Raw genomic sequence first — 26,638 nt, forward strand, 5'->3', positions numbered from 1 at the left:
TTAGAATTGGTGGCTCAATGTAACAATTATATTATTGCAAACTGCGATTCAAAAAATAAGTTTTCGTTATCAATGCGCTTCCAGCCAGTTGCTGCCCACGCCCGTTTCTACCACAATCGGCACGTTGGTTTTAAACGCGTTTTGCATCAGTTCTTTAACCAAAGGCATCACCGTTTCCACTTCTGTTTTGGGCACGTCAAACACCAGTTCGTCATGCACCTGCATTGTCATTTTGGTATCCAGTTTTTTGTTGATGAGTTCGTTGTGGATGTTGATCATCGCAATCTTGATCATGTCCGCCGCCGAACCTTGGATTGGTGCATTGATCGCGTTTCGCTCGGCATAACCACGAACGGTTGGATTGGCTGAATTAATATCGCGCAAATACCGGCGGCGGCCCATCAAAGTTTCCACATAACCATTCTCTCTGGCAAAATCCAATGTGCTGCTCATGTAAGTTTTAATGCCCGAATATTGGTTAAAATACTGTTCGATAATTTCGGTGGCTTCCTTGCGGGAAATACCCAAACCTTGCGACAAACCAAAAGCTGATTGTCCGTAAATGATCCCGAAATTTACCGCTTTTGCGTTCCGGCGTTCAGTGGAAGTTACTTCTTCAATCGTTCGGCCATAAACTTTTGCTGCGGTTGCCGTGTGGATATCAATGCCCTTAAAAAAAGCATCCATCATGTTTTCATCTTTGCTGATCTCGGCAATTAAACGCAATTCGATTTGCGAATAATCCGCAGAAAGCAACACATGGTCTTCGTCCCTCGGCTCAAAAGCTTTGCGCACTTCGCGGCCGCGTTCTGTCCGGATCGGGATATTTTGCAAGTTTGGATTGTTGGAACTTAGCCTTCCCGTTGCTGCAACTGCCTGGTTATAAGAAGTATGTACACGGCCGGTTTTTGGGTTGATCATCAGCGGCAAAGCATCCACATAAGTTGATTTTAGTTTTTGTAACTGGCGGAAATCCAGAATATCGCGCACAATATCACTTTTATTGGCCAGTAAAAGAAGCACGTCTTCGCCGGTTTGATATTGCCCGGTTTTGGTTTTTTTAGCTTTTGGGTCCAGCATCAACTTCTCAAACAAAACTTCTCCGAGTTGTTTCGGTGATGAAATATTGAATTTTAGTCCGGCCTTTTCATAAACCGTTTTTTCCAACTGCGCCAAATCGTTTTCCAAATGCGCGGACGATTCGTTCAGCGTTTCGCGGTTGATTTTCACGCCTTCAAACTCCATTTCGGCCAGCACATAAATCAACGGAAACTCTAAATCATGCGCTAATTTTTCGGCTTTCACCGATTTTAAAACCGGTTCAAATGCTTCTTTTAGCTGCAAAGTTATGTCGGCATCTTCGGAAGCATATTCTTTGATTTTTTCGATTTCCACGTCGCGCATCGTACCCTGGTTTTTCCCTTTGGGACCGATCAAAGAAGTGATGGAAACCGGCGAATAACCTAAATAATTTTCGGCCAGCAAATCCATGTTGTGGCGCGTATCGGGATCAATGAGGTAATGCGCCATCATCGTATCAAACAAAGCGCCTTGCAGGTTTACGCCGTACCATTTCAACACCAAAATATCAAACTTGAGGTTTTGGCCGATCTTCGTGATCTTTTCGTTTTCCAAAACCGCTTTAAATTCGTTAACGATGTTTTGGGTTTCGATTTGATCCGCAGGAACCGGAACGTAATAACCTTGGCCAACTTTTACGGAAAAAGACAAACCCACCAACTCGCATTGGTTGGCATCGGTTCCAGTAGTTTCTGTATCAAAGCAAATTGAAGTCTGGCCGGAAAGCAGATTAATCAGTTCTTTTCGCTTTTCTGGCGTGTCCATCAAAAAATATTTGTGTGGCGTATTGTCAATATTTTTGCTGACAACCATTGGTTCCGGCGTTTCAATTTCCACTGATTTTTTTGTGGTAAAAGAAGCATTGCCATTTTCTGTGGGATTGCTAAACAAATCAGCCTGAACACCGATGGAAGAACGTGCTTCGTTTACCGAGAAATCTTCGCCAAAAACCCGTCGGCCAATCGTCCTGAATTCCAGTTCGGCAAAAAGCGGTTCTAATAATTCGCGGCTTGGTGCGCCAACCAGCAAAGCGTCTTCGTCCAGTTCAACCGGCGCATTCAGCAAAATAGTCGCTAATTTTTTGGAAACCAAACCCTGCTCGGCAAACTTCTCCACGTTTTCGCGCATTTTGCCTTTTAATTGATCCGCGTTTTTGATTACTTCTTCTACCGAACCAAACTGTTTAATCAGCAGTTTCGCCGTTTTTTCGCCAATGCCCGGAATGCCCGGAATGTTGTCCACCGCATCGCCCCACAAACCCAAAATATCTATGACTTGCTCCGGCGTTTGCACTTCCCATTTTTCCAATACTTCTTTTACCCCTAAAATTTCCATGTCGTTGCCCATGCGCGCAGGTTTGTAAACGAAAATGTTTTCGGAAACCAACTGGCAAAAATCTTTGTCCGGCGTCATGCAAAAAACGGTGTAGCCTTTTTGTTCGGCTTTTTTGGCCAAAGTGCCAATCACGTCGTCGGCTTCAAAACCATCCGAAGTGATTAGCGGAATATTAAAACCTTCCACCAAACGAAAAACGTAGGGCAAAGCCAGCGACAAATCTTCGGGCATGGCTTGGCGATGCGCTTTGTAAGCCACAAAATCGGTATGGCGTTCGGTAGGCGCGTCGGTATCAAAAACAACGGCGAGATGTGTTGGCGCTTCTTTTTTAAGGATTTCCATCAGCGTGTTGGCAAAACCCATCACGGCCGAGGTGTTGATGCCACCCGAAGTAAAGCGCGGGTTTTTGCTGAGGGCGAAATGGGCGCGGTAAATAAGCGCCATGCCATCCAAAAGGAATAATTTTTTCATGGAAGATATGATTGCACCGATTTTGAAATTGATTACACGGATTTTGAAATTGATTACACGGATTAATGCAATTTTAAGGATTTGGATTGATTGTAGCGAAGGGAAGATCAGAATCTGAAACTGCAATTTGCAGCGTGGTCGTTCACCATGCCGGTTGCCTGCATGTGCGCGTAGCAAATGGTAGAACCGAAAAATTTGAAGCCGCGTTTTTTTAAGTTTTTGCTAATGGCATCGGAGATTTTGGTTGTAATGATTGGTTCGCTATCAAGTTCTTTTTGGGTGATGATCGGTTTTTCTTCGGGCATAAAACTGTACAAATATTTATCGAAGGAGCCATACTGTTTTTGCACCTGTAAAAACAGTATCGCATTGCTGATAGCCGCCTGGATTTTTAAACGGTTTCGGATAATGCCGACATCTTGCATCAACCGTTCTACATCGGCTTCGGTAAATGCGGCTACTTTTTCGGCATCAAAATTGGCAAAAGCTTTTCGGTAATTTTCTCTTTTACGCAAAATGGTGAGCCAACTTAAACCGGCTTGTGCGGATTCGAGCACTAAAAATTCAAACAAAACCTGATCATTATGAACCTCTTTGCCCCATTCTTCATCATGGTATTTGGTGTATAATGGGTCGTTTCCGCACCAGGAACAACGCGTAATTCTGTTTTCTTCCATGGCTAAAAATAAAAAATGCCGCCTAATTTAAGCAGCATTTTTTATTTATACTATCGGGCTGGCCGCCAACCGCCGCGAACCCAGGAATGTCCGCGCGAACCGTGGTTCCAGTAGCCGGGCCGGTAGCTGTAGTTTGGCCGCGGCCTGCTCCAGTAACCAGGGCGGGCAACGTAGCGGCCGCTGTTCCAATAATATTCCGGCCCGATCCAGATTGCTCCGCCGTAAGGCGGCGCAGGGCGCGTGTAAAGATAAGGTGCAGGGCGTTCGGCCACATAATATCCGCCGCCGCAGGATGCCAGCAGCAAGGTTAAGGTTGAAGCCAGCAGGAATAATTTTATCGTTTTCATAGTTTTAGGTTTTTTGGAAATTATGACCGATGGAAAATCCCAGCGTTTAATATGTAACAGTTATTTTGCTTCTTTTAGCAGGCAAAAAACTGAGAACCAAAAACCTGTAACAAGCAAGCAATTATCCGTTCAACTCGTCCCAATATTCCACGGCGCGGCGGTAATGCGGGATCACAATCGAGCCGCCAACCAAATTGGCGATCATAAAAACTTCGTTGATTTCATCCTGGTCAACGCCTTCATCATGGCATTTTTCTAAATGGTATTTGATGCAGTCATCGCAACGCAAAACCATCGAAGCCACCAAACCCAGCATTTCTTTGGTTTTTACATCCAATGCTCCGGCCGCATAAGTGGTGGTATCCAAAGCAAAAAAACGCTTGATATTGGTGTTCGAAGTTTCCATGATCCGGCTGTTCATCCGGCTGCGGTAATCGTTAAAATCGTTTGTTAAATTTCCCATGTTTGTTGTTTTTGTGCCGATGCTTCTTTTATGCCCCTAAATTTAGTGCTTCGGCCGGGTCCCAAAATACCTGTTTAAAGTTTTTGATCCGGTCGTCTTCCACCACAATTCCTTCGTTTTCCAACAGTTGCTGCATTAAATGCGGACTGCCGAAATGCTGTTTTCCGGTCAGCAATCCCGACCGGTTGACCACACGATGAGCCGGAACAGGCGGAAAAATACGTACCGAAGCGCCCATCGCATAACCAACCATTCGCGACGAACCTTTTGTGCCCAGAAACTCGGCAATAGCGCCATAACTGGTTACCCTGCCGACCGGAATTTGGCGGACAACCCAATAAACGCGTTCATAAAAACTATCATTTTCCATCGTTCAATTTAATCAAAAGAAAATTTGAGGTAATTGATGTTCTTGTTGTTTTTGAGGTATTTTTTCTCGTAGTAAGTTTTGATGGACAGGATTTCATCTGCAAATACTGAATGATACAAATCATTTGTGGCGATGTGCAGCTTTAACTGATGTTCTTCGATTTTGGCCAAAGTGTAAGCATACAAATTATCGTCATCGGTTTTAAGATGAACCAAGCCGCCGGGCTGCAAAATATTTCGATAATTAACTAAGAAACGGGAGGAAGTCAGCCGTTTTTTTTCGCGGCTTACTTGCGGTTGCGGATCGGGAAACGTAATCCAGATTTCCGAAACTTCTTTCGGTTCAAAATAAGCTTCGATGTTTTCAATCTGGATTCTTAAAAAAGCAACATTCGTTACCGCTTCTTCCAAAGCTGTTTTTGCACCGCGCCAAATCCGGTTTCCTTTATAATCAATGCCGATGAAGTTTTTTTCGGGAAAAAGCCGTGCCATTTCTACGGTGTATTCCCCTTTTCCGCAGGCCAGTTCTAAAACCAACGGATGCTGGTTTTCAAATTGCTGCGGATGCCATTGGCCTTTGCGTGCGTGGCCTTCTTCTAACTGTAAAACGTTTTCGAAAGTTGAAATTTCTGCAAAGCGCCTTAATTTATCTTTTCCCAAACCAAAATATTTAATCGGTAAAAATAGCTTTAGCGGGTAACTCCTGAAAATGAAAATTTAAATAAGGAAGGTTTTTAAATTTATAGTGCACGTTATTATTTGTACAATAAAAAAATACATGCTTCTTTTATCGGGTAAAAATTGGTGTACTTATTTGCTTGAACTTAACAAATTAAAAAAACTACCATTAAGATTTTTAGGTGATAAAAGAAGCATCAACGCAGAAAAAAATTAAACAACTTTTACTATAAAAAGCATTGAAACAAAAAAAGCAGGCTTTGTTGAACCTGCTTTTCTGATTGGTTTGTATCGAAATCAATCTATCTTTTTAACCACAATCGGCGTGTTGATCCTTACCGGTGTGGTTGTTTTGATACTCTTTTTAGCAGGTAAAAGTTTGGCTATAAAGTTTTCGATCGTTTTCGTTTTTGACTTTACGGTTTCCGGGACTTTTACATCGGCAACCATCGTTTTGATTTTGTCCCAACCGGTATTTACCGAATCCTGGTTGATGTATTCAGATGCTTTTTTAGACAAAAAAGTAACGATAGAGCGTGTGATAAAGCCCGACCCTTTAAACAAAGTTTTATTCAAAGTTAACGGCAGCAGGAACTTGGAAATGGTTGCAATCAAATCCTGGTTTAATATCCCGTTTAATTGTACAGGTTTGCCGCCTGGCCCGCCGGAAGATTTCGGAAAAACCGTGAGCAAGGTTTTATAAATAGTTTTAGGGCTGCTGAAACGTTGTTTGATGGCAACTTCCTGTTGTACGCCCAACGTTTCTAACCGTACAATTTCATTCCTTAAATCGTGGATGGTTTTAATTGGTACAATCATTTGCTGTTGTCTTTAAAAAATTTTGAAATAAAAAATTCAATAAGCGGTGCCTCAATATACTTGGCTTTCAGCACCAAAACCAAAACGGCCAGTATAATAAATATCAGCGTAACAATACCAAAACCGGCCCAGTAAGAGCCAATTAGCGACCCTAAAGCCAAAGCCAGTGTTATGGTTGCAAACATCAGGATGAACAAACCAAGTACGGCAATAATGGCATAAGCGATAACGCTGCTGGCGATCGTAGTGGTCTTGTCAATGGCTATGTATTTATATAGCCTGATCTTGGTTTCTATGAATTCTTTTATTTGCTCGATAATTGGAGGGTTTGTTTTGTTTTGTTCCATTTGGTTAGGTTTTTATAAGCAATAGTGATATGGAAAAGATATATCAAGATTTATTATTTACACTACGTTTATTTGATTTTTAGTATAATTTATTTCCCTGTGTTTTGTCTTTACAAAATAGCTAACTATTAACCGATTGATAATGTTTGCTGTAATTTTTAAATACTATGGCCTGTTGTAAAAAGCAAGAATAGAATAAGCTAAAGCGTAAGAGATAAATACCAAATTTTAGTGCATAAAAAAAGCTCCGGATAAATTACCCGAAGCTTTTTTTAAGTTAATAAGAAACCTTACTATTTACTGGTAACTTTTCTTTTTGTTGTAGTGTGATGTTTTGTTGTAGTGTGGTGTTTCTTAGTTGTATGGTGTTTTTTATGTTTTTTTCTAACAACCGGGGCCGGTGGCGGCGGAGGAGCAGGAGCTTCTACCACTGGCGGAGGGGTTGGCATTTTAATTTCGCAACCACCACCATCAACTACAGTACCTGCAGGTGTGTTAGGGCATTTGTCTAAATCATCACGGACACCGTCACCATCAGAATCTTTTTTCAGGTCAGAAACGCCTGTTTCAACTTTGGTAACTTCGCCTTTTAAACTGTCAACTGTAGCACGCAATGTAGGGTCTTTTAATTCGTCATACATTAAAGCAACAGGGTTAACCCAATCTAAATTTGGCTTGGATTTTCCACCCAAAGCAAATTCTAAACCACCATAACCATAAGAAAATTTATCTTTGGTAGGGAACCCGCCTTTTGTACCGTCTAAGTTATCGCCATCAACAAAAGTTGCAGTATAACCTAAGTTTAAGGCAACTTTATCAGACAACCTGAACTTTACACCGGCACCAATCGGGATCACCAATTCATGAACGTATTTATGTGTTCCGTCTCCGGCAATACCTTCGAAATCAACTACCTGGTTTGAGGCCAAAGTAACTTTAGGGGCATAACCTGCAAGACCTGCACCGGCAGAAACGAAGAAATTAACAGAGTTTTTACGACGGATAAAATCAATCGTGGCAACGTTAACCACACCGCTTAAGGTAGCAGAGTAAGTTAATTTGGTGTCAAAAGCACGGGTGCCATATTTAACGCCGCCAACAGCATTTACGTTTGAACCGGAAAGTTTGCCGCCAACGTAATCCAACTGTAGGCCAAATGAGTGGGCCAGTTGTTTACGAAGGGAAGCGCCGTAGCCAAAATTTAGTTCTTTGTTGGTGAAATCGTTAGAACCGAAAGGGATAAGCGGGGCCAAAACACCGGCATTGATGCCAATGTTCCAGGTAGTGTACTGGGATTGGCCGCCAAAAATTTTGGGGGTAGGTGCCGTGCCCGACATGTCTGCCATTGGCCTTTTCCTGGCCGTAGAGTCTTGCCCGAAGGACGTAGCCGCCGGCAGGGACAACAAGCCGAGAGCTATTAGAGAGTAGAAATTTACTTTTTTCATCGTTGTTTTTTTGGTTGTGCAATATTGCTAATTATTTATTTGATTAACAACATTGCTGTGAATAGATAGTTGGTTGAAAATTAATTTATTTTTTGAGGTTTAACAGATGCTGGTTTAATTTGGTTTAGCCCGTTTGATAATATGCTCTACTTGTTTGCAGCAATTTATGATAATATCTGTGTAGCAGGCAAAATCTTCGTTAGTGTTGTCTGCCAGTTCAGCTTTGATGCCTTCCACTGCCAGGTAAATGTTGCCAAGCTGATTCCTGATGTCGTGCTCTAAAACCCTTGCCGCCACCGTTGCCTCGTTTTCTGTGTTCATCATTTAAGCTTTAATAGTTTGCTGGCTGGCCGCATTCATTTTATTGTACAAAGTTTTACGGTCGATGTTTAAAATTTGTGCAGCTTTTGTTTTGTTGTAGTTTACTTCTTTCAAAACCCGCAAAATGGTTTCGTATTCGGCTTCCATGGCCGCGTTTTTTAAATCGTTTTTTGGCAGGATGATGGGTGCTTGCGGCGTTTCTGCCAATGCTTCGTTTACCGGTGTTTTTATATACTGGTTATAAATTTCGAGTGGCAATGTTTTTCCGGAGATTTCCTCGCCTTCGGTTAATAAAACCGCCCTCCTGATCACGTTCTTCAGTTCGCGGATATTTCCTGGCCAGGCATAATTGGTTAAAGCAATGGTTGCTTCGGATGAAAAACGGCTGATGTTTTTGCCCAGTTCCCCGCTGGTGATTTTTGCAAAATGCGTGGCGATCAGCATCATATCGTTTCCACGGTTGCGCAAAGGCGGCATATAAATGGCAAACTCGTTAAAGCGGTGGTACAAATCTTCCCTAAAACGCCCTTTTTGTATCGCTTCGATCAGGTTTTCGTTGGTTGCCACAATGATACGCACGTCCAAATCAATTTCTTTGGTGCTGCCGATGCGTTTTACTTTTCTTTCTTGCACCGTCCGTAAAAGTGTGGCCTGGATTTCGTAGGAAAGGTTTCCAATCTCATCCAAAAACAAAGTGCCGCCGTTGGCCATCTCGAAATGGCCGATCTTGGTGTTTAAGGCACCGGTAAAAGAACCTTTTTCATGGCCAAAAAATTCGCTTCCGGCCAGTTCTTTCGTTAACGATCCGCAATCCATCGCCACAAAAGGCTTGTTGCTGCGGTCGCTGTTTTGGTGGATGCTTTTGGCTACCGATTCTTTGCCCGTTCCGCTTTCGCCAAAAATAATCACACTATAATTTGTTGGCGAAACCAAGTTGATTTGTCGCGCCAGTTCTTTTGAAGCTTCGCTGGTTCCGGCCACCAGTTCCTGGTTTCCTGGTGTTAGGGCAATGCTTCTTTTATCGGTGTTTTTTTCGGTTGATGGATAAATATTGACAGGCGCCGCGGCCAAAGCACTGTGTGTTTCAATCGCCTTATTAATGGTGTTCAGGATTTCATCGGGGTAAAGCGGCTTCGTAATATAATCGTAAGCACCCATTTTGATAAGTTCCACCGCCATTTTAATATCCGAATAACCGGTAATAATGATCACGCCAGTTTCGGGATATTGCTGTTTGATCTTTTTCAAAACCTCGCGGCCATCGGTATCTTCCAACCTGAAATCGCAAAGCACCAGCGTAAATTCATGGTTTTTTAACAGTTCTGCTGCTGCTGCCCCGCTGGCCGCAGTCATCACCTCAAAACCATTGCGCGTTAAAAACCTCGACAACAGGTTTGCTGTATTTATTTCATCATCAACTATCAGCAGCTTTTTCATAAACAGTTTTGCCTGATCAAATTACACAGTTGACCACAAACCGCTTTACGCTAATATTGGCAAAAGGTTCCGCGATGAGGCCCGAAAATTTAGGCATAAAAAAAGCTGCCTTATATAAAGCAGCTTTTTGTTCAGTAGTTAAACGTTGTGTTATTTTAAATCGAAAGCATAGGCAACGCGGATTCCGAAGAAATTGTTGCTGCTGCCGTTGGTGTAAAATTTGGTGTTGCTTTCGTAGCGGATACCGGCATCAATATAATTTTTGTTGCCAACCGGAAACAAAACACCAATTTGAGGCGCGTAAGTAAAAGCGGCAGATTGGTCAGCGCCAATTTTGTTTTTATTAGCGATAAAAGAAGCACCGGCTTCACCTTGCACGTAGAAATTTTCTACCGGAAAGTATTTCAAACCAAGTTTTACTGGGACTAAGTTGATGTCGGTGTACTTAGCAGTAACCGGACCAAGCGTATAGTTTTTTCCAAAGAAATTGTTAAAACCGGCATTGGCAGTTACATCCAATCCGGTAGCAATCGGGAAATCAGCTTGGATTGATCCGCCTAAATTCCATTTTGCTCTGTCTGATAATGATCCAACCGGAAAACCTGCATCAGGGCCGATGCTTAAACGGATGGCTTGGTTGGTGCGCGTAGAAGGCGTAGGTGTTGCAGTAGTGGTTTGTGCTTTTGCAGTAAAAGTTAAGCCGGCAAATGCCAAGGCTAAAACAGTAATTTTTGTTAGATTTTTCATAGTCGTAATTATTATGTGTTTAAACATGGAACAAAGGTAAAAAGGATTGTAAAATCTTGTTTCATTTCAATGTCAGGATTAATCAAACGATTGATTAACAGTTGAATATTTTTTGAAAAAAGTCAGGATGCTTCTTTTACCGGCATAAAATTGGTGTTGATCATGAGGAAAACCTAAAATTAAAATACTTTGACGAAGCCGGTAAAATGCCGCCGCTGCAAAATTTTTCTACTTTTGTAAAGCACAAGCAGGATTATGAGCGAGAAAAAACCATTAAATTTTATAGAAGAAATAGTTGAAGAAGACATCCGCAACGGCAAAAACGGCGGCAAGGTTTTTACCCGTTTTCCGCCCGAGCCGAACGGTTATCTGCACATCGGCCACGCCAAATCCATCTGCTTAAATTTTGGTTTGGCACAGGAATATGGTGGCCAGACCAATCTTCGCTTTGATGATACCAACCCGGTAACCGAAGAAACCGAATATGTAGAAAGCATTAAAGCTGATGTAAAATGGCTGGGTTTTACCTGGGCCAATGAATTGTACGCTTCTGATTATTTTGATTTGCTGTATGCTTTTGCTCTGAACCTCATTCAGCAAGGTTTGGCTTATGTGGACGACAGCACGCCCGAAGAAATTGCCGCCCAAAAAGGGACGCCGACAGAACCGGGAACGCCAAACCAATATCGCAGCCGCACGATCGAAGAAAACGTACAGCTTTTTACCGAAATGCACGACGGAAAATATCCCGACGGCGCAAAAGTGCTTCGGGCAAAAGCTGACCTGGCCTCGCCAAATATGCACATGCGTGATCCGTTGATGTACCGTATTAAACATGCAAATCATCATCGTACCGGCAACAAATGGTGCATTTATCCGATGTATGATTTTGCACACGGACAAAGTGATTCCATCGAAAATGTCACGCATTCGCTTTGTACGCTGGAGTTTATCCCGCACCGCGAACTGTACAACTGGTTTATCGAAAAGCTGGAGATTTTTCCTTCGCAGCAGTACGAATTTGCCCGTCTCAACATTACTTATACCGTGATGAGCAAGCGCAAATTGCTACAATTGGTTAACCAAAATTTTGTTTCCGGTTGGGACGACCCGCGGATGCCGACCATCAGCGGTTTGCGCCGCCGCGGTTATACGGCTGCCAGCATCCGCGATTTTTGCGACCGCATTGGCGTAGCCAAAAGGGAAAACATGATTGAAGCCAGCCTTTTAGAATTTTGCTTACGCGAAGAATTGAACAAAACGGCCTGGAGAAGGATGGCAGTTTTAGATCCGGTAAAAGTTGTCATCACCAATTATCCCGAAGGGCAGGAAGAAATGCTGCACGGCGAAAACAACCCGGAAGTGGAAGGCGGCGACGGCGGCCGCGATTTGCCTTTTAGTCGTGAAATTTATATCGAGCGTGAAGATTTTATGGAGAACGCGCCTAAAAAATTCTTCCGTTTAGGTCCGGGTTTGATGGTACGTTTAAAAAGCGCCTACATTATTAAATGTGAGGATTTTGTGAAAGATACAAACGGAGAAATCACCGAAATCCATTGCAGCTACATCCCCGAAAGCAAAAGTGGGCACGATACCAGCGGCATCACCGTAAAAGGAACCATACATTGGGTAAGTGTGCCGCACGCAAAAACAGCCGAAGTACGTTTGTACGACCGTTTGTTTACCGAAGAAGATATGGGCAACGCCGAAGGCGGTTTTGAAAACTACATCAACCCGCAAAGTTTAATTACCACCACTGCTTTTATCGAGCCGGATTTGGCACAGGCAGAAACCGGCCGCAGTTACCAATTTATCAGGAAAGGTTATTTTTGTCTGGATCAGGATGCAACTTCGGAGAAATTAATTTTTAACCGCACGGTTACGTTGAAAGATACTTGGGCCAAGGAAGTTAGAAAAGGTTGATACTGTTTTTATCGGGTAAAAATTAGTGGACAATTATCCCTTTCTTCTTGCTTTAAACAAAACCACAAACTCGTTAATCAACAGCGATGATAGCGCGTCCATCACAAAAATGTACAAAAACTGGATCGTCCTGATGTTTTCGTTTCCGGTAATGCGGCTGTAGTTGACAACGGTTATCAGCAGTATCACAGCGATTACGATTCGTCTTGCATTTATCATTTTATTTAGGTTTAAAAAGGTGTAAACGAATCTACAAAATATAATGCTTCTTTTATCGAGTAAAAATTAGTGTTCGTTTAGCCATTTGTAAACCAAATTATCGGTTTGTTATCAGTTATAAAACGGGTTCAATGTTGAATAAAAGTTTTGCTTCTAATAAAGACACCGAGGTGAAGAAAATTAAGAAAAGTTAATGCTCTTTTTATAGCATAAAAATCAAAAAATTACTTTCAAGGTTTTTAAAAGTAAGTGTTTTTTCAAAGTTGGTTTTCATTAAAACGGCTAAGGTTTATCGTTAGTTCTTTACCTACGCCCGCCATACGCCGGGGGCAACTGCCTAATGTTGTTAATTGATTTCAACATTATAGCATTAAACTCAGTTTTTCCGTTCAGCCCTTATTTAGTTTTGCTGGTTGGCGGCCTTGGGTTATTTTTTATAGCGATTGATCTTCCTTCGATTAAAGAAACAAAAACATCTTCTAAAATAACAGCTACCGCTTATGGTGTCTATTATCTCATGTACTATTCTTGGAAGCCCTGCAGTTTTTTATCGTACACTTTCTCCATCAAAAGCTATTATATACATTCGCTATAAAATTGTTAATGACGCTTGTGGTTTTTATAATGTCTTTATTGTTTACTTTACTTACGAGCCAGATTCCTTTTTTGAGGTTTCTACTTTATGGCGAAAAACAAGATCGAAAAAAGATACCGGCCTTAGCGTTATAATTGGCTTAATGAGTTAAAAGCATTGGCAGTACCCTACTACCATCTTTAGAAAATAATAGAGTAAGCCTGCAAATTTCAGCAAAAACCCATCACAAACTTTTAAAAACATAACCCCTATCCTGCCAAAAAGCCAATGCTTTCGGCAGCACATATTCCAAACGCGGCCAAGCTTTTAAACTATCATGAAAAACGACAATCGAGCCGTTGCTGCTTTTGCCCACTACATTTTGGTAACATTGCTGCGGAGAAATATCCGGGTCAAAATCGCCGCTTAAAACATCCCACATCACCACTTCGTATTGCTTTTTTAAAGCTGCTAATTGCGATTTTTTTGCGCGCCCGTAAGGCGGACGGAATAGTTTTGATTTAACCAATTGGTTGCATTGTTCTACATTCTCCAAATACAATTCATTAGCCGTGTTCCAGCCGCGTAAATGGTTAAACGTATGATTGCCAATGGCATGCCCGCCTGCTTTTACGGCTTCAAATATTTCGGGGTGTTTTTGCACGTTTTCGCCGATACAAAAAAATGTTGCTTTAGCATCAAACTGCGCTAAAGTTTGCAGTACGAAAGGTGTAACTTGTGGTATCGGGCCGTCATCAAAAGTAAGGTAAATTGCTTTTTCTGTCCGGCTTTTGTTCCAGGTTAATCCCGGATAAAACTGTTTTAACAGGCCGGGTGTTTTTACCAGATAAGGCATTTTCATAGCCTTGCCAGGTTTAAGTTTTGATACCAAAAAAGAGGTGGTAAAAGAAGCATAACCAATTCCGGCTTTTGTGCGTAAACTTAATAGTGCGGATATTTTCCTTACTTTGCAATACTATAAATAAAATGTTCATCAGCAATTAATGGAGCCGGATAAATTAAAAATAGCGGTGGTTGGCGGCGGAAGCTGGGCCACTGCCATTATTAAAATACTGACAGACAATACGGTTCCGAAAGAAATATTTTGGTGGATGCGCAACGAAGAAACGCTGCACAGCATCCGCCGTTTCCGGCACAACCCGCGTTATTTAAGTTCGGTGGAAATCAACATTAAACCCAAAAACCTGTCCACCAATTTAAAGGAAACCATCAAAAAAGCCGATGTAATTTTGCTGAACGTGCCGGCCGCTTTTTTAAAAGATGCGCTTGCCGATATTACGGCCGAGGATTTGAAAGACAAGAAAATTATTTCGGCCATCAAAGGCATCGTGCCGGACGAAAACCAAATTGTTGGCGATTTTATCCATCAGCATTACCAACTTCCGCTCAGCAGTTTTTTGGTTTTAAGCGGCCCTTGCCATGCCGAAGAAGTTGCACTGGAAAAATTGTCGTACATAACTTTGGCTTCGCAGGATAAAAAACTGGCCATCAAACTGGCCGCTTGTTTTAACACGCGCTATATCAAAACCAATATTTCGGACGATATTTACGGAACGGAATATGCCGCCGTGCTCAAAAATATTTATGCCATTGCCAGCGGCATTTGCCACGGTGTGGGTTATGGCGATAATTTCCAGGCGGTTTTAATTTCAAATGCCATCCGCGAAATAAAGCGTTTTGTGGATGCCGTCCATCCCATCAGCCGCGATATCAACGAATCAGCTTATCTGGGCGATTTGCTGGTTACCGGTTATTCGCAATTTAGCCGCAACCGCACTTTTGGCAACATGATCGGCAAAGGTTATACTGTAAATTCGGCACAGTTGGAAATGAACATGGTGGCCGAAGGTTATTACGCCGCTAACTGCCTGCAGGAAGTGAACAAAAAATACAACGTTTATATGCCGATCAGCCAGGCCGTTTATGCAGTTTTGTATCAAAAAAGCAACCCCGTTGCCGAAATGAAACAATTGGCAGAACATTTGAGTTAATAGAGGAAATACTTAAACAATAGCCATGAAAAAGATTAAAGCCGTGTTGCTTACAGCCGCTGTGCTGTTTACCGTACAATCATTTGCACAAAATACCGGAAAAGGTAAAGTTGGGACTGCCATTAACAAAGCTGGCAACAAAACTGCCGAATTAGCTGTAAAAGGCGTAGCTGCCGTTGGCGATAAAGAATACAAAGGCAAAGTTGCGCCGGGAGGAGAAAAGGTTTACATCAACAAACACGATAAAGCTTTTTACGTAAATAAAAAAGGCGCAAAAGTTTATATTTCAAAATCAAAACTGATAGACGCACCAGCCAAATAATTAAAAGTTTTTTTATTGAAAAATGCCCGGATAATTGTTCGGGCATTTTTTGTGTTTGCTGATTTTATGCCGGTAAAAGAAGCATCTCAAACCAGAGAAACAAAGGAAGTTTTTATGCCGATAAAAGAAGTATATTGAAACAGAGAAACAAAGGAAGTATGAAAACCGGAAAACTACTTTTTAAAAACAGCATACTTCTTTTACTGCTATTTTTTTTGATTGCTTTTGGATGCAGGCAGCAAACCTCTGCAAAAAATAAAATCCGCGGCAAATGGCATTCAGCAGATGGAAAAACCCGCCTAACCATTACCCAAAAAGAATTTACGTTGAATGAAGGCGAAGAACCGATTGCCGAAAGTTACTTTGTAAAAGGCGATTCGATATTTACTTCGTACGAAGGCAGCCAGCCTTTTACCAAATTTGTGATTAAGAATGTATCTGATAAAACTTTAACGCTGGTTTATCCGGATTCTACTTCGGTCAATTTTATGCGGTAAATTTTGTTTTATACAGATAAGCACCAACTACACTATAATTAATGTTTTATGGTTTATTGCCTAAGATTTAACTTCTTGAAGTCGAATAGGCAGCTCCACATAAAACTTGCTCCCTTTATTCTCCTCGCTTTCAAACCAAACCCTGCCGCCATGCGCATCTATCAGTGATTTTACAATCCACATGCCCAAACCAACAGATTCTTCACCATCTACGCCCTGCCTTCCGGCTTCGGTGTATTTGTTAAAAAGAACGGGGTGCAGGTTTTTAGGGATGCCGATGCCATTGTCAGAAACGGTTATTAAAACTGATTTTTCCAGCTTTTCCAGGTGGATCTTGATCTGGCCGTTTTCTTTAGTGAATTTAATAGCGTTGGCAACCAAGTTGTTGATAATTTGCAGGAACTTCATACTGTCAATTTCAGCATAAATGTTATCATGGGAATGTGTAAACTCAAAATTCTTGTCCAGATTTTTTTGGGACTGAATAAAAATATGCATCACTTCGTTTATTTCCCATATCAAATTCACCCTTTCTTTGCTTATTTCCACACCTGCCGTATCCAATGATTCCCGGGTAAGGATATTTTTGATCAGGCTTAGGTTACGTTTGGATATATCCCTTATCATATCCGTCCATTGGTGAATTTGCTTGTTTTCCGCTTCGGGCAGTTTATTTGCAATGGCCTCGGCCAGCATCCGCACTGTCCCGATAGGCCCGCGAAGGTCATGGGAGAGGATTTCGAGGACAGAATCTTTCCAACCGTTTATTTTCTGCATGTTAAAGATGCTTACTTTCCTGGCCGTGTCATCCACTGCTGTACCGCTTAAATATTGCACCTGGTTTCCTTCTATAATCGGATAAACTTTAAGCCTGATCCATCTTTCTGCTTTATCAGAACGGCAAATCCTGAAATCCAAAAGGCTCTCCGTCTTTTTGCTTAACAGCAGATCAAAATTCTCTTTTACATATTCCAGGTCTTCCTGATGAACGATCTCCAATAATGATAAAGGGTGGTTATGAAGCTCGGTGCAGCTTCTTTTAGTAATATGATCAAAGGCCGAACTTACATAGGCAAAACGTTTTTCTATAGCATTGAAAACAAAAAAGACATCCTCGGATTGCTCCGTCATTTCTTTTAAAATTTCATTATTCGTATCGGGCATAATTAGGTTAAGTTGTAAAATTGCATAATAATAAGGAATTTGGTTAATTGGCATGAACGCCTGTTTAAATTTTATTCAATTTATTTTCTATGCTTCTTTTATCGGCTAAAAATTGGTAAGTGCTTTGGTTTTGATTTGTTTAGGTTGATGCAAATACCAATTTTTATAGGGTAAAAGAAGCATTGGCATTTTTTCTTGTATAAATTTAAACACGCTCCCGGTTTTTTGTTTTTGCGCCAACTTTTAGTCTTGCAATTGGGTAGGGCGAACCTTAAATTCTTTACAACAAAAAAGCCTTCGGATATTTCCGAAAGCTCTTTTAACTAAACTAAAACTAAAAAACTATGTGGTAAAAACAGTATCAACTGTTTTAAAACCTTCTGCGCCGTTCGCCGCGGTCTTCCCGGCTTTTGCCCGAAAAATCACGAAAACCACTTCCGCCACTGCTTCCACTTCCGCTGTAGCTGCGTTCACGTCCGCCATCGCGCCGTTCACGGTTTCCACTTCCGCCTTCTCTCCGTGGATAACCACCTCCAGACGATCTTGGACTGCGGCTTTCGCTACGCTCACCTTCGGCAGCACCGGAAAGCTCGATCCGAACTTCACGGCCCTGGAAATTTGCATCCTTAAAAGCATCAATTACCTGCTGTGCTTCGGCATTAGGCACTTCAAAGAAAGAATAAACGCCTTTTACGTCTATCTTGCCAACGCCACGGCCGTTAATTTTGCTGGTGTTGCAAATATAGCCCAACAAATCTCCGCGGGTAAAATTATCTACCGAACCTAAGTTGATAAACAAACGCGTATAATCTGCATTAACGCCGCTGCCGCTGCGCTGGGCACGTTCGCCATCGCGTACACGGGATTCATCGGCAGAAACATTTAAATCCGGTGCGTTTTTGTAATATTCCAGGAAACGGTTAAATTCTAATGAGGCAAAACGTTTAATGATGTCTTCTTTGGTCAAATCTTCAAACTCAGCCATAATACGTGGAATGTACTGGTCGATTTGTGAATCGTTTACAGCAACATTATGTACTTTATGAACTAAACCGAACAATTGTTTTTCGCAAACATCAAATCCTGTAGGGATTTCTGCTTTTACAAATTTCTTGCCCAATGCACGTTCAATCTGGCGTATTTTACCAATTTCTTTTGCGTTGATGATAGCGATAGAGATACCAGTTTTTCCGGCACGGCCCGTACGGCCACTGCGGTGGGTATAATTCTCAATCTCATCCGGCAAAGAGTAATTGATAACGTGTGTAACATCGTTTACGTCAATTCCGCGTGCGGCAACATCAGTAGCAATTAACAATTGTAAGCTGCGGTCGCGGTAACGTTTCATTACCTTGTCGCGTTGTTGCTGTGATAAATCTCCGTGCAAAGAATCGGCGTTATAACCGTCTTTGATCAAAGATTCGGCAATTTCCTGAGTTTCAATTTTGGTACGGCAAAAAACGATACCGAAAATTTCCGGGTTAAAATCAACAATGCGTTTAAAAGCAGCGTATTTATCGCGCGCTTTCACCACATAATATTCGTGCTCAATGTTTACATTTCCGGTATTTTTTGTGCCCATGGTCAGCTCAAAAGGGTCGGTCATGTAGTTTTTAGCGATGCGGCGCACTTCAGCCGGCATCGTGGCCGAGAACAGCCAGGTTTTTTTCTCTTCGGGGGTGGTTGACAGGATTTCGTTAATGTCTTCCTGGAAGCCCATGTTCAACATTTCGTCGGCTTCATCCAAAACAACGTACTGGATTTCTGAAAAATCAATGGCTTTGCGGCCAATGATGTCCAGCATACGTCCGGGAGTTGCAACAACGATCTGTACGCCGCGTTTAATTTCGCGGAGCTGATCCATAATGCTGGAACCACCATAAACTGCCACAACTTTAACGTTGGACATGTTTTTGGAATAACTTTTAATGTCGCTTGTAATTTGCAAACACAGCTCGCGTGTTGGGCAAAGGATTAAAGCTTGAGGCTTGTTCTGATCAAAGTCAATCAGTTCTAATAACGGCAGTCCGAAGGCGGCGGTCTTTCCGGTCCCTGTTTGGGCTAATCCGACAAAATCGTTGCTGCCTGTTAACAAAACCGGGATAGATTGCTCCTGGATTGGCGTAGGATTTTCAAATCCTAAATCAGTGATGGCATTAACAATATCATGACGGATTCCCAGTTCAATAAATGGGTTCATGATGTAAATAACGAACTTAGCTACATTGCTAAATCTGCTGCAAAAGTAAGGTTTTTTTTCATTACTTCAAATAGTAATCCTATTATGATTTTGAAGTGATAAATTCCTAAACTCAGTAATAAAAAAGGGCGATAAAAACAGTATGGTTAGAAAAGAATTGCAACTTACAATTCTTTCGCAATAGCAGCAACAGATGGCCTTTTCCGGTAATCTTTATCAAACTGAACATAAGTAATTTTACCGCTTTTGTTGATGATATAAGTTGCCGGAACTGGTAAAACATGGTCGGTGTTGCCATTGTTTTTCTTCAAGTCTACCCCGTGAGCTTTATATTTGCCCACCATATCTGCATCCATCACATAATTCACATCATAAGCTTTCATAATTTTATAATCCTTATCTTGGATGATAGAAAATGAAGCGTGTGTTTTTTCAATTGTTTTGTTGATGTTCTCTCCGGTTTCCGGTGTAACACCAATTACATATGCACCTTTTGCGGTCAATACTTGTAACGAATCTTGCAACTGTTGGATATGTTTGTTGCAATACGGGCACCATTGGCCCCGGTAAAAAAACAGAACTACCGACTTGTGTTTTTTCAACAAAGCCTGCAAGTCTAATTTTTTTCCTGAATTGTCCATTGCCGAAAATTCAGGGGCAACAACACCGCTTTTTAATCCGGTTTGTGCAATTGTATTTAACGAAAGTAAAATCCCTGCGGCAAAAAGTATAATGGTTTTCATGATATTGTTTTGTTTAAATTGGATAGTTTGGTTGTTTAAATTGGATGCTTCTTTTAGCACCAAAAAAATCTATATCAGGTTTTAATTTAAAAAAAATATAAAAAGCTTTGCCAATTTTTGTACGATAAAAGAAGCATTGTTTCCCGCTTAGTCGTTGTTTGGTTATTAACCTTACAGATTATTTTAATTTTTATTCAACTGTTCTTCAATGCGTTCCTGCAATTCACTTTTAAAAGTTTCGTCCAATTTGATTTCTTTAGGTTGAGAAGAATGGAACAACTCTTTCACCATTTGATTGATGACTATACTTTGCTGCTTAAACGTACGGCAAACAGAACAACCGGCCAAATGTATCGTCAACTCCAGTTTTTCCCTGATTGTTAATGTTGCAAGCTGTTTCTTTTCAATCAAAAAGGTAGCTTGTTTACAGTTGTAAGCAATTTTTTTGATCTCGTTTTTGTTTAATTCTTCCATAATTATAATTTCTTTTTAAGCCCAATTTTTTTGAAGACAGGCTCGTAAGTTTAATTTAGTGCGATGGATGATCACCCAAAAGTTGGCAGCAGAAACTTTTAATTGTGTACAAATCAATTCGGTCGATTCATCATCTACATGTTTCATCGTATAAACCGACAACCAAAGTGCCGGTAGTTTCTGCATACATTTTTGCAAAATCTGGTTAAATTCTTTGTTCAGGATTGAATCCTGTTCTATGCCAAATTCCTGCGGGCGATGTGCCTCGTACCAATGTCCGTCCTCCGGATCAAAAAAATCCTGCTGTTGTGCTTCTTTTACCGTACTTTTTTTGCTGAGACCAGACGAATTTTTCCGGTAAACATCAACCACTTTATTTTTTAAAATAGCAGTTAGCCAAGTCCGTTCAGAACTGTTTCCTTTAAATTGCGCCACCTTTTCTAAGGCAGCCAGAAACGTTTCCTGTACCAAATCTTTTGCTAACTCTTCATCGTTAAGCCGTGTGATGGCGTAAGTAAATAAGTAATCAGCATATAAAATTACCCATCGGTGCGGATTGATTTGAGAAGTATCGGGCTGGTTTAAAATTAAACGTTTATCGGCTGGCATCATTAAAATTTATATGGATAAAAACAGTACTGTTGCGCAAATTTAAATGCTTAGTCGTGCGGCTATTTCAATCCTTACAATTTTTCTTAAATTTATTGTAAGGATTTGATTTTTTAAACGACAAATGGTTAAACTTTTAAACAAAATTAATGAAAGCAATAAAATTATTTATCCTGGCCGGTTGCCTTGCAACGGTTGGCATCATTTCGTGGATCGTTTCTGGCGGTCAACCAAAACCCAGCCTAAAAAATATTGCCGTAAAAGGTTTTGTTGTGATTGAATTGTTTACTTCTCAAGGTTGTTCCAGTTGCCCGCCAGCAGATGAACTGGTAAAAAAGATCCAGAAAGAAAGCAACAATCTGCCGGTTTACATCCTTGCTTTTCATGTAGATTATTGGAACCGTTTGGGCTGGAAAGATGTTTTCAGCAGTGCGGCTTACTCTAAAAGGCAAAACCAATATGCCGACTGGCTGAACTTGCAATCAATTTATACGCCGCAAATTGTGGTGAACGGCCGCAAAGAATTTATCGGATCGGAAGAAGGGACTTTAAGAAATGCGATTAAAAGTAGTTTGCAAAAACCTTCACCAACAACCTTAACTTTGGATGATGTAAAGTTTGATAAAGATCAAATCAACTTGCAATACAAGATTGAAGGAACAACAAACAATGCTTCACTTGTATTGGCATTAGTCCAAAAATCAGCAACAACAAATGTAAAGGGTGGAGAAAATGGTGGCCGTACTTTAGCGCATGTTCAAATTGTGCGCAACTTGCAAACTTTAAATTTGGGTGGAAAAAACAACGGAAGCGCAACTATTGCCATTCCTTCAACCTTAAACAATCAAAGTTTGGAAGTAATTGCTTTTTTGCAAAACAACAGCAATGGTCAAATTTTGGCTGCGGCTAAGTCAGGTTTAAATAATTCGGTAGCCCTGGTTTCTGCAAAAAACACAAAGCCTTCCAAGTAATAAAACCATATATTTTTCCGATGCTTCTTTTAGCACAAAATTTTATGGTGCTAAAAGAAGCATCGGAAAAAATCCTACGTAAAAACTAAAAATTTAAAGCCGCTAAAATTGGATTGCAACTTATGAAAGTTATCAAAGAAAAACATTCGCTATTGATGCGGTGGACACATTGGGTCAACTTCCCGATCCTGACAATTATGATCTGGAGCGGAATGCTGATTTATTGGGCCAGCGATACTTATACTTTTACTTTATTTGGCCATACTTTTTTTCATTTTTTCCCGGAAGGGTTTTATAAATTTTTCAATATCCCGGCCAGGCTGGCAGAAGGCATGGCTTTTCATTTTTTGTTTATGTGGTTTTTTACGCTGAACGGGGTTCTTTACGTGCTTTACACGTTAGTTTCGGGTTCCTGGCGGGAGTTGATACCGCGAAAAAACTCGTTTAAAGAAGCCTGGCTGGTGCTGCTGCACGATCTGCACATCCGCAAAACTACGCCGCCTCAAAATAAATATAATGCCGCCCAGCGGATTGCCTACACTGCTATTATTGTGATGGGTTTTGGCTCGGTCATCACCGGCCTGGCCATTTACAAACCGGTACAATTTTATTGGATAACTTGGCTTTGCGGCGGCTATCATTTTGCCCGAATACTGCATTTTGCTTTGACCATTGGCTATGTTTTATTTTTTATCATCCATGTGGTGCAAGTTGTTTTGGCGGGATGGAACAATTTTCGGTCGGTAGTTTCGGGTTTTGAAGTGGTTGAAGAACCTGCTGCAAGCGTAAAAGATAATTTGAACCCTTCCGTTAAAAGTTAATCACCATCCTTTTTAAACACCTAATTATGGAAAACCAATCCAACCCAAACGAAGAAACCAAAAAGGACCTGACGGTTGAGCAAAAGATCAAACGGCGCAATTTCATCTCGTTTTCCACCTTTTTTGTTTTGGGCGGAGCAGCGTTTGGCGGTTGGAAATGGCTGTACCACGCGCCCGAAGAAACGGCAGGCATCACCGCCGGGGCCCGAAAACCGTTGCGCCGTGCCTTGAACAAAACCGAACTTTTTTTCCGTAAATTTTACAGCAACAACCATTTGGTAAAGACCTATCCGAAATCAATGGCGGCAAAAAACGTACGTGTAAACAGCGATATCGGGATTGACGATGCAGGTTTCAAACCCGAAAACTGGCAATTATCCGTTGTGAAAAGTAAGAACGATGTTTTAAAAGTTACGATGGCCGAGATCAAAGCTTTGCCAAAAACTGAGATTGTTTTTGATTTTAAATGTGTGGAAGGCTGGGACCAAATCCAACATTGGGGCGGCGTAAAGTTTGCAGACTTTATCAAACATTTTAAATTAAACGAACAGGCCAAGATGCCTTACATCGGCATGGAAACGCCGAACGGCGAATATTATGTGGGCCTGGAAAGCGAAAGCGCCCTGCACCCGCAAACTTTACTGGCTTATGAAATGAACGACCAGCCAATCGGATTAGAACATGGCGCACCGCTGCGTTTGATCGTTCCGGTAAAATACGGAATTAAAAATTTGAAAAGGATCGGTAAAATCAGTTTTAGCAATGATCGCCCGCGGGATTATTGGGCCGAGCAGGGTTATGATTATTACTCTGGTTTGTAGTTAGATATTGTTTAAATTTAAACAAGAAAAAATGTCAATGCTTCTTTTACCCTATAAAAATTGGTGTTTGCGCCTATCTAAACAAATCAAAACCTTTACCAACTTTGGGGTGATAAAAGAAGTATGGAAACTTTGACAAGTAAATATTAAACGGGCTTTTTGAAAGTACACCAATTAAACTTGTGCGATAACTTGGTACAAACTATTTCGGATGGCATACAACACCAAACCCGTGCGCGATTTGATGTTTAACTTTTGAAATAAAGATTCGCGGTAATTGTCAACCGTGCGCGGACTGACGAACATTAAATCGGCGATTTCTTTGTAGGTGAGTTCTGAGCAGCAGTGTTTTAAAAAATCCAATTCTTTAGGGCTAAGGTTGGGTGCAGTTTCATAAGCGGCAACAGAACGGATTAATTTGCCCGAAACCATTTCATTGATATATACTCCTTTTAGCATGATAATTTTGATGGCTTCCAATAAATCCCGTGGTTTGGATTCTTTTAAAATGTAGCCACAGGCACCACAACGGATCATTTTGATAACTGCTTCATCATCCTCAAACATGCTTAAAGCCAGCACATGTATTTGAGGGTAGTTGGCTTTTAACCAGCAGGTAGTTTCATAACCATCCATTACAGGCATGTTGATGTCCATCAAAACCACTTTTGGCTGCGCATATTTATCCAAAGCCAATTGCAGTTGTTTGCCGTTTTCGGCTTCAAAAACCACTTCCAGTTCTTCAAATTCGACCATTAATCCGGCCACGCCTTTTCTAAAAAGCGTATGGTCGTCCACAATAGCGATGGGAATACGATCGGTTTTCATATTCGGTTTTTAAGGATAAGGAATGTTCAACTCAACTAAAGTACCAGTGCCAGGTTCGGATCGGATGCCAACTTCGCCGCCCATCAGTTCGGCCCTTTTGCGGATGTTGTGCAAACCCATTCCGTGCTGCTTTTGCGGCACCTCATCCGTTAAAAAACCTACGCCGTTGTCTTCTACGATTAACTGTAACTGCTTGTCCCGGCAGCACAATTTAATGTTTATTTGGGTGGCAAAAGCATGTTTAACAATATTATTTAAAACTTCCTGCAAAATGCGGAAAACCAGCAAATCTTTATCCACATTGCTTTCGGTACTAAAGTTTTCGGTTTGATAATCTACCTGATATTGTCCTGCTTTTTCTATCCATGTAATTTCATTGCTGATGGCTTCTGTTAAACCATTTTTAATTAATTGTTCGCCCTGCAATAATTTGCCCAATAAACGAAGCTCTTTGATGCAACGGCTGTTTAAATCTAAAGCCGTATCTATTTTTTGCCGTGCTTTGTTTACCTCACTTATTTCGATGGAATTCAACGTAAGCGAAGTTAAACTTAACAACTGTCCAATGTTGTCATGCAAATCGGCACCAATGGTTTGCATGGTTTGTTCCTGTACTTCTAATTGGGTTTTAAGGATTTCGGCTGCAAATGTTTGCTGCATTAGGGCTTTTTCTTCGATGTGTTTTTTCTTGCGGCGGTTGTAGAGGTTAATGTAAAGCAAAAGAAATCCGGGTGCAAGCAAAAAAACCAGCGTGATAAGAACAATTAAAGTATTGATTTCCTTTGGCGATATCTGCATAAGAATGAATAGCTCCAAAAACTGTAAAGAATAATATTAATGAGAATATAAATTAAATGTCGAAATGAAAATAAAATTGAATGTTCAGTGTTGAAAATTGTAAAAAAAAGATTGCTAACTGTGCTTCCAAAATAAAAAAACAAAGTTCCGGATACCCACCAAAACGGAGCATACGATTTTAAGTTGATGTAATGCTCATCTTTGATTAATAAGTAATAGTAATATAAGCCATACGAAATGAAAATTATTGACATAACTGTTGTTGTTAATACATGGAATGAATAAATGCCATGACAATAAATTTCATACAAATACAATACAAAAAACAAGGCAAGTCCCGGTAAAACCAGAACCTTGCCTTTTGTATATTTACTTAACAAATGCCCAAACATGATACTTGTAAACCCTACTTCGGGCATTAAATAAATATTATAAACCCAATTATTACCATTTACGGTTCTTTTGGTTAAAATACCTGCTATTTCAGTAATGCAAATTACGAGCAAAAACAGTATCATACTCTTCCAAGTAGTTTGATTGTCTTTACTTAAAAAGATAATTGCAAATATCAAACATATTATTTCAACGGTAATATTAGGGCTGAAAGATTTTAACATTACTTGTATTTAATATTATTCAAATTGTGAACCTATACAAGCACTTTTTGGTTCGCATAATTCTCCCCTGTTTTCTGGTAGCATTTCATGCTTGTCCTCATTAGTAGATTCAGGTAAAAGATGATCAAAATAATCAATATGACTTACTCCGTCGTCGTGTTTTTTTGTTGAAACAAACACGACAGTATCACGGCCTATATATTGTTTCTTGCTTTTCTCTGGTGCAGTATTTTCGGTGTATTTAGCAAAATAAACCCTTACACCGTCGGTTTTACAACCGAAGAACTTTTCTAAATTTAGTATAGCTACCATTTTGTTGATTTGTTCTAAGCTAAACCAAACACAATGCGTAATTGGTTCTTTATCACCGTTAGGAATTTGTGGTTTTGACCGAGCAGCAGCGTCGTCAGCAGCAGCTTTAATCATTTCTTTAGCATGTTCCTCTGAAATTGCTCCAGTAAGTGTTGTTTTGGTTTTGTAATCATTTGCGTTAAGTTCCATAATTTTAA

Annotated in this window: 29 protein-coding genes; 7 read left to right on the plus strand and 22 right to left on the minus strand. The window is 40.8% G+C overall.

Annotated features, from left to right (window positions below):
- Window positions 1-69: 69 nt before the first annotated feature.
- The 12 genes from polA to V5804_RS08565 form a co-directional block, all read right to left on the minus strand.
- The gene (gene polA / locus V5804_RS08510; protein ID WP_369590956.1) at window positions 70-2,886 is read right to left on the minus strand and encodes a DNA polymerase I; all 2,817 of its coding nucleotides are present in this window, start codon (window positions 2,884-2,886) and stop codon (window positions 70-72) included.
- 107 nt (window positions 2,887-2,993) lie between these two features.
- Complete coding sequence (locus tag V5804_RS08515; protein WP_369590957.1) at window positions 2,994-3,563, minus strand: DNA-3-methyladenine glycosylase I; 570 nt, start codon at window positions 3,561-3,563, stop codon at window positions 2,994-2,996.
- A 50-nt stretch (window positions 3,564-3,613) separates the two neighbouring features.
- Window positions 3,614-3,910, minus strand: a complete 297-nt coding sequence (locus V5804_RS08520) for a hypothetical protein (RefSeq protein WP_369590958.1) — start codon at window positions 3,908-3,910, stop codon at window positions 3,614-3,616.
- Window positions 3,911-4,031: 121 nt separating this feature from the next.
- The gene (locus tag V5804_RS08525) at window positions 4,032-4,373 is read right to left on the minus strand and encodes a carboxymuconolactone decarboxylase family protein (RefSeq protein WP_369590959.1); all 342 of its coding nucleotides are present in this window, start codon (window positions 4,371-4,373) and stop codon (window positions 4,032-4,034) included.
- Between the two features lie 28 nt (window positions 4,374-4,401).
- Window positions 4,402-4,743, minus strand: a complete 342-nt coding sequence (locus V5804_RS08530; protein ID WP_369590960.1) for an MGMT family protein — start codon at window positions 4,741-4,743, stop codon at window positions 4,402-4,404.
- Between the two features lie 8 nt (window positions 4,744-4,751).
- Complete coding sequence (gene trmB, locus V5804_RS08535; protein WP_369590961.1) at window positions 4,752-5,402, minus strand: tRNA (guanosine(46)-N7)-methyltransferase TrmB; 651 nt, start codon at window positions 5,400-5,402, stop codon at window positions 4,752-4,754.
- Between the two features lie 315 nt (window positions 5,403-5,717).
- Window positions 5,718-6,239: a hypothetical protein gene (locus V5804_RS08540; protein WP_369590962.1), complete on the minus strand. Its 522-nt coding sequence runs from the start codon at window positions 6,237-6,239 to the stop codon at window positions 5,718-5,720.
- Complete coding sequence (locus V5804_RS08545) at window positions 6,236-6,586, minus strand: phage holin family protein (RefSeq protein ID WP_369590963.1); 351 nt, start codon at window positions 6,584-6,586, stop codon at window positions 6,236-6,238. Before V5804_RS08545 ends, V5804_RS08540 begins: the two co-directional genes overlap by 4 nt.
- Before the next feature lie 293 nt (window positions 6,587-6,879).
- Window positions 6,880-8,031, minus strand: a complete 1,152-nt coding sequence (locus V5804_RS08550; protein ID WP_369590964.1) for a thrombospondin type 3 repeat-containing protein — start codon at window positions 8,029-8,031, stop codon at window positions 6,880-6,882.
- Window positions 8,032-8,145: 114 nt separating this feature from the next.
- Window positions 8,146-8,355 carry a hypothetical protein gene (locus tag V5804_RS08555; protein WP_369590965.1) on the minus strand — a complete coding sequence of 70 codons (210 nt, stop codon included), beginning with the start codon at window positions 8,353-8,355 and terminating at the stop codon, window positions 8,146-8,148.
- Window positions 8,356-9,789 carry a sigma-54-dependent transcriptional regulator gene (locus V5804_RS08560; RefSeq protein WP_369590966.1) on the minus strand — a complete coding sequence of 478 codons (1,434 nt, stop codon included), beginning with the start codon at window positions 9,787-9,789 and terminating at the stop codon, window positions 8,356-8,358.
- Between the two features lie 150 nt (window positions 9,790-9,939).
- Window positions 9,940-10,536, minus strand: a complete 597-nt coding sequence (locus V5804_RS08565) for a hypothetical protein (RefSeq protein WP_369590967.1) — start codon at window positions 10,534-10,536, stop codon at window positions 9,940-9,942.
- Window positions 10,537-10,791: 255 nt separating this feature from the next.
- Between V5804_RS08565 and V5804_RS08570 the strand changes: the two genes are divergently transcribed.
- Entirely contained in the window at window positions 10,792-12,459 is a 1,668-nt protein-coding gene (locus V5804_RS08570; protein WP_369590968.1) for a glutamine--tRNA ligase/YqeY domain fusion protein, read from the plus strand.
- A 33-nt stretch (window positions 12,460-12,492) separates the two neighbouring features.
- Here the strand turns inward: V5804_RS08570 and V5804_RS08575 are convergent, their stop codons facing one another.
- On the minus strand, window positions 12,493-12,678 hold the full coding sequence (locus V5804_RS08575; protein ID WP_369590969.1) for a hypothetical protein: 186 nt from the start codon (window positions 12,676-12,678) through the stop codon (window positions 12,493-12,495).
- A gap of 818 nt (window positions 12,679-13,496) precedes the next feature.
- Window positions 13,497-14,114, minus strand: a complete 618-nt coding sequence (locus tag V5804_RS08580; protein WP_369590970.1) for a polysaccharide deacetylase family protein — start codon at window positions 14,112-14,114, stop codon at window positions 13,497-13,499.
- A gap of 142 nt (window positions 14,115-14,256) precedes the next feature.
- Between V5804_RS08580 and V5804_RS08585 the strand changes: the two genes are divergently transcribed.
- The 3 genes from V5804_RS08585 (at window position 14,257) to V5804_RS08595 (ending at window position 16,083) form a co-directional block, all read left to right on the plus strand.
- The gene (locus V5804_RS08585; RefSeq protein WP_369590971.1) at window positions 14,257-15,264 is read left to right on the plus strand and encodes an NAD(P)H-dependent glycerol-3-phosphate dehydrogenase; all 1,008 of its coding nucleotides are present in this window, start codon (window positions 14,257-14,259) and stop codon (window positions 15,262-15,264) included.
- 25 nt (window positions 15,265-15,289) lie between these two features.
- The gene (locus V5804_RS08590; RefSeq protein ID WP_369590972.1) at window positions 15,290-15,586 is read left to right on the plus strand and encodes a hypothetical protein; all 297 of its coding nucleotides are present in this window, start codon (window positions 15,290-15,292) and stop codon (window positions 15,584-15,586) included.
- Window positions 15,587-15,744: 158 nt separating this feature from the next.
- Entirely contained in the window at window positions 15,745-16,083 is a 339-nt protein-coding gene (locus tag V5804_RS08595; RefSeq protein WP_369590973.1) for a hypothetical protein, read from the plus strand.
- 60 nt (window positions 16,084-16,143) lie between these two features.
- Here V5804_RS08595 and V5804_RS08600 read toward each other — a convergent pair whose 3' ends face one another.
- The 5 genes from V5804_RS08600 to V5804_RS08620 all read right to left on the minus strand — a co-directional run bounded on the left by V5804_RS08600 (window position 16,144) and on the right by V5804_RS08620 (window position 21,276).
- Window positions 16,144-17,301: an ATP-binding protein gene (locus V5804_RS08600; protein ID WP_369590974.1), complete on the minus strand. Its 1,158-nt coding sequence runs from the start codon at window positions 17,299-17,301 to the stop codon at window positions 16,144-16,146.
- 316 nt (window positions 17,302-17,617) lie between these two features.
- Complete coding sequence (locus tag V5804_RS08605) at window positions 17,618-19,447, minus strand: DEAD/DEAH box helicase (RefSeq protein ID WP_369590975.1); 1,830 nt, start codon at window positions 19,445-19,447, stop codon at window positions 17,618-17,620.
- Between the two features lie 164 nt (window positions 19,448-19,611).
- Window positions 19,612-20,190, minus strand: coding sequence for a peroxiredoxin-like family protein (locus V5804_RS08610; RefSeq protein WP_369590976.1), 579 nt, complete (start codon window positions 20,188-20,190; stop codon window positions 19,612-19,614).
- Window positions 20,191-20,373: 183 nt separating this feature from the next.
- Window positions 20,374-20,664 (minus strand): hypothetical protein, encoded by a 291-nt coding sequence (locus tag V5804_RS08615; RefSeq protein ID WP_369590977.1) that lies wholly within the window; start codon window positions 20,662-20,664, stop codon window positions 20,374-20,376.
- A gap of 15 nt (window positions 20,665-20,679) precedes the next feature.
- Window positions 20,680-21,276: a sigma-70 family RNA polymerase sigma factor gene (locus V5804_RS08620; RefSeq protein ID WP_369590978.1), complete on the minus strand. Its 597-nt coding sequence runs from the start codon at window positions 21,274-21,276 to the stop codon at window positions 20,680-20,682.
- Between the two features lie 146 nt (window positions 21,277-21,422).
- Between V5804_RS08620 and V5804_RS08625 the strand changes: the two genes are divergently transcribed.
- The 3 genes from V5804_RS08625 (at window position 21,423) to V5804_RS08635 (ending at window position 23,886) form a co-directional block, all read left to right on the plus strand.
- Window positions 21,423-22,244, plus strand: coding sequence for a DUF1223 domain-containing protein (locus V5804_RS08625; RefSeq protein ID WP_369590979.1), 822 nt, complete (start codon window positions 21,423-21,425; stop codon window positions 22,242-22,244).
- 122 nt (window positions 22,245-22,366) lie between these two features.
- Window positions 22,367-23,065, plus strand: coding sequence for a cytochrome b/b6 domain-containing protein (locus V5804_RS08630; protein ID WP_369590980.1), 699 nt, complete (start codon window positions 22,367-22,369; stop codon window positions 23,063-23,065).
- Between the two features lie 26 nt (window positions 23,066-23,091).
- Complete coding sequence (locus V5804_RS08635; RefSeq protein ID WP_369590981.1) at window positions 23,092-23,886, plus strand: molybdopterin-dependent oxidoreductase; 795 nt, start codon at window positions 23,092-23,094, stop codon at window positions 23,884-23,886.
- 174 nt (window positions 23,887-24,060) lie between these two features.
- Here V5804_RS08635 and V5804_RS08640 read toward each other — a convergent pair whose 3' ends face one another.
- From V5804_RS08640 to V5804_RS08650, 3 genes are all read right to left on the minus strand, one after another.
- Window positions 24,061-24,714, minus strand: a complete 654-nt coding sequence (locus V5804_RS08640; protein ID WP_369590982.1) for a response regulator — start codon at window positions 24,712-24,714, stop codon at window positions 24,061-24,063.
- A gap of 9 nt (window positions 24,715-24,723) precedes the next feature.
- Window positions 24,724-25,374 carry a sensor histidine kinase gene (locus V5804_RS08645; protein WP_369590983.1) on the minus strand — a complete coding sequence of 217 codons (651 nt, stop codon included), beginning with the start codon at window positions 25,372-25,374 and terminating at the stop codon, window positions 24,724-24,726.
- 770 nt (window positions 25,375-26,144) lie between these two features.
- Window positions 26,145-26,630 carry a hypothetical protein gene (locus tag V5804_RS08650; protein WP_369590984.1) on the minus strand — a complete coding sequence of 162 codons (486 nt, stop codon included), beginning with the start codon at window positions 26,628-26,630 and terminating at the stop codon, window positions 26,145-26,147.
- Between the last annotated feature and the right edge of the window lie 8 nt (window positions 26,631-26,638).

Origin of the sequence: Mucilaginibacter sp. (genome assembly GCF_041088075.1) — a bacterium.
Lineage (GTDB): Bacteria > Bacteroidota > Bacteroidia > Sphingobacteriales > Sphingobacteriaceae > Mucilaginibacter_A.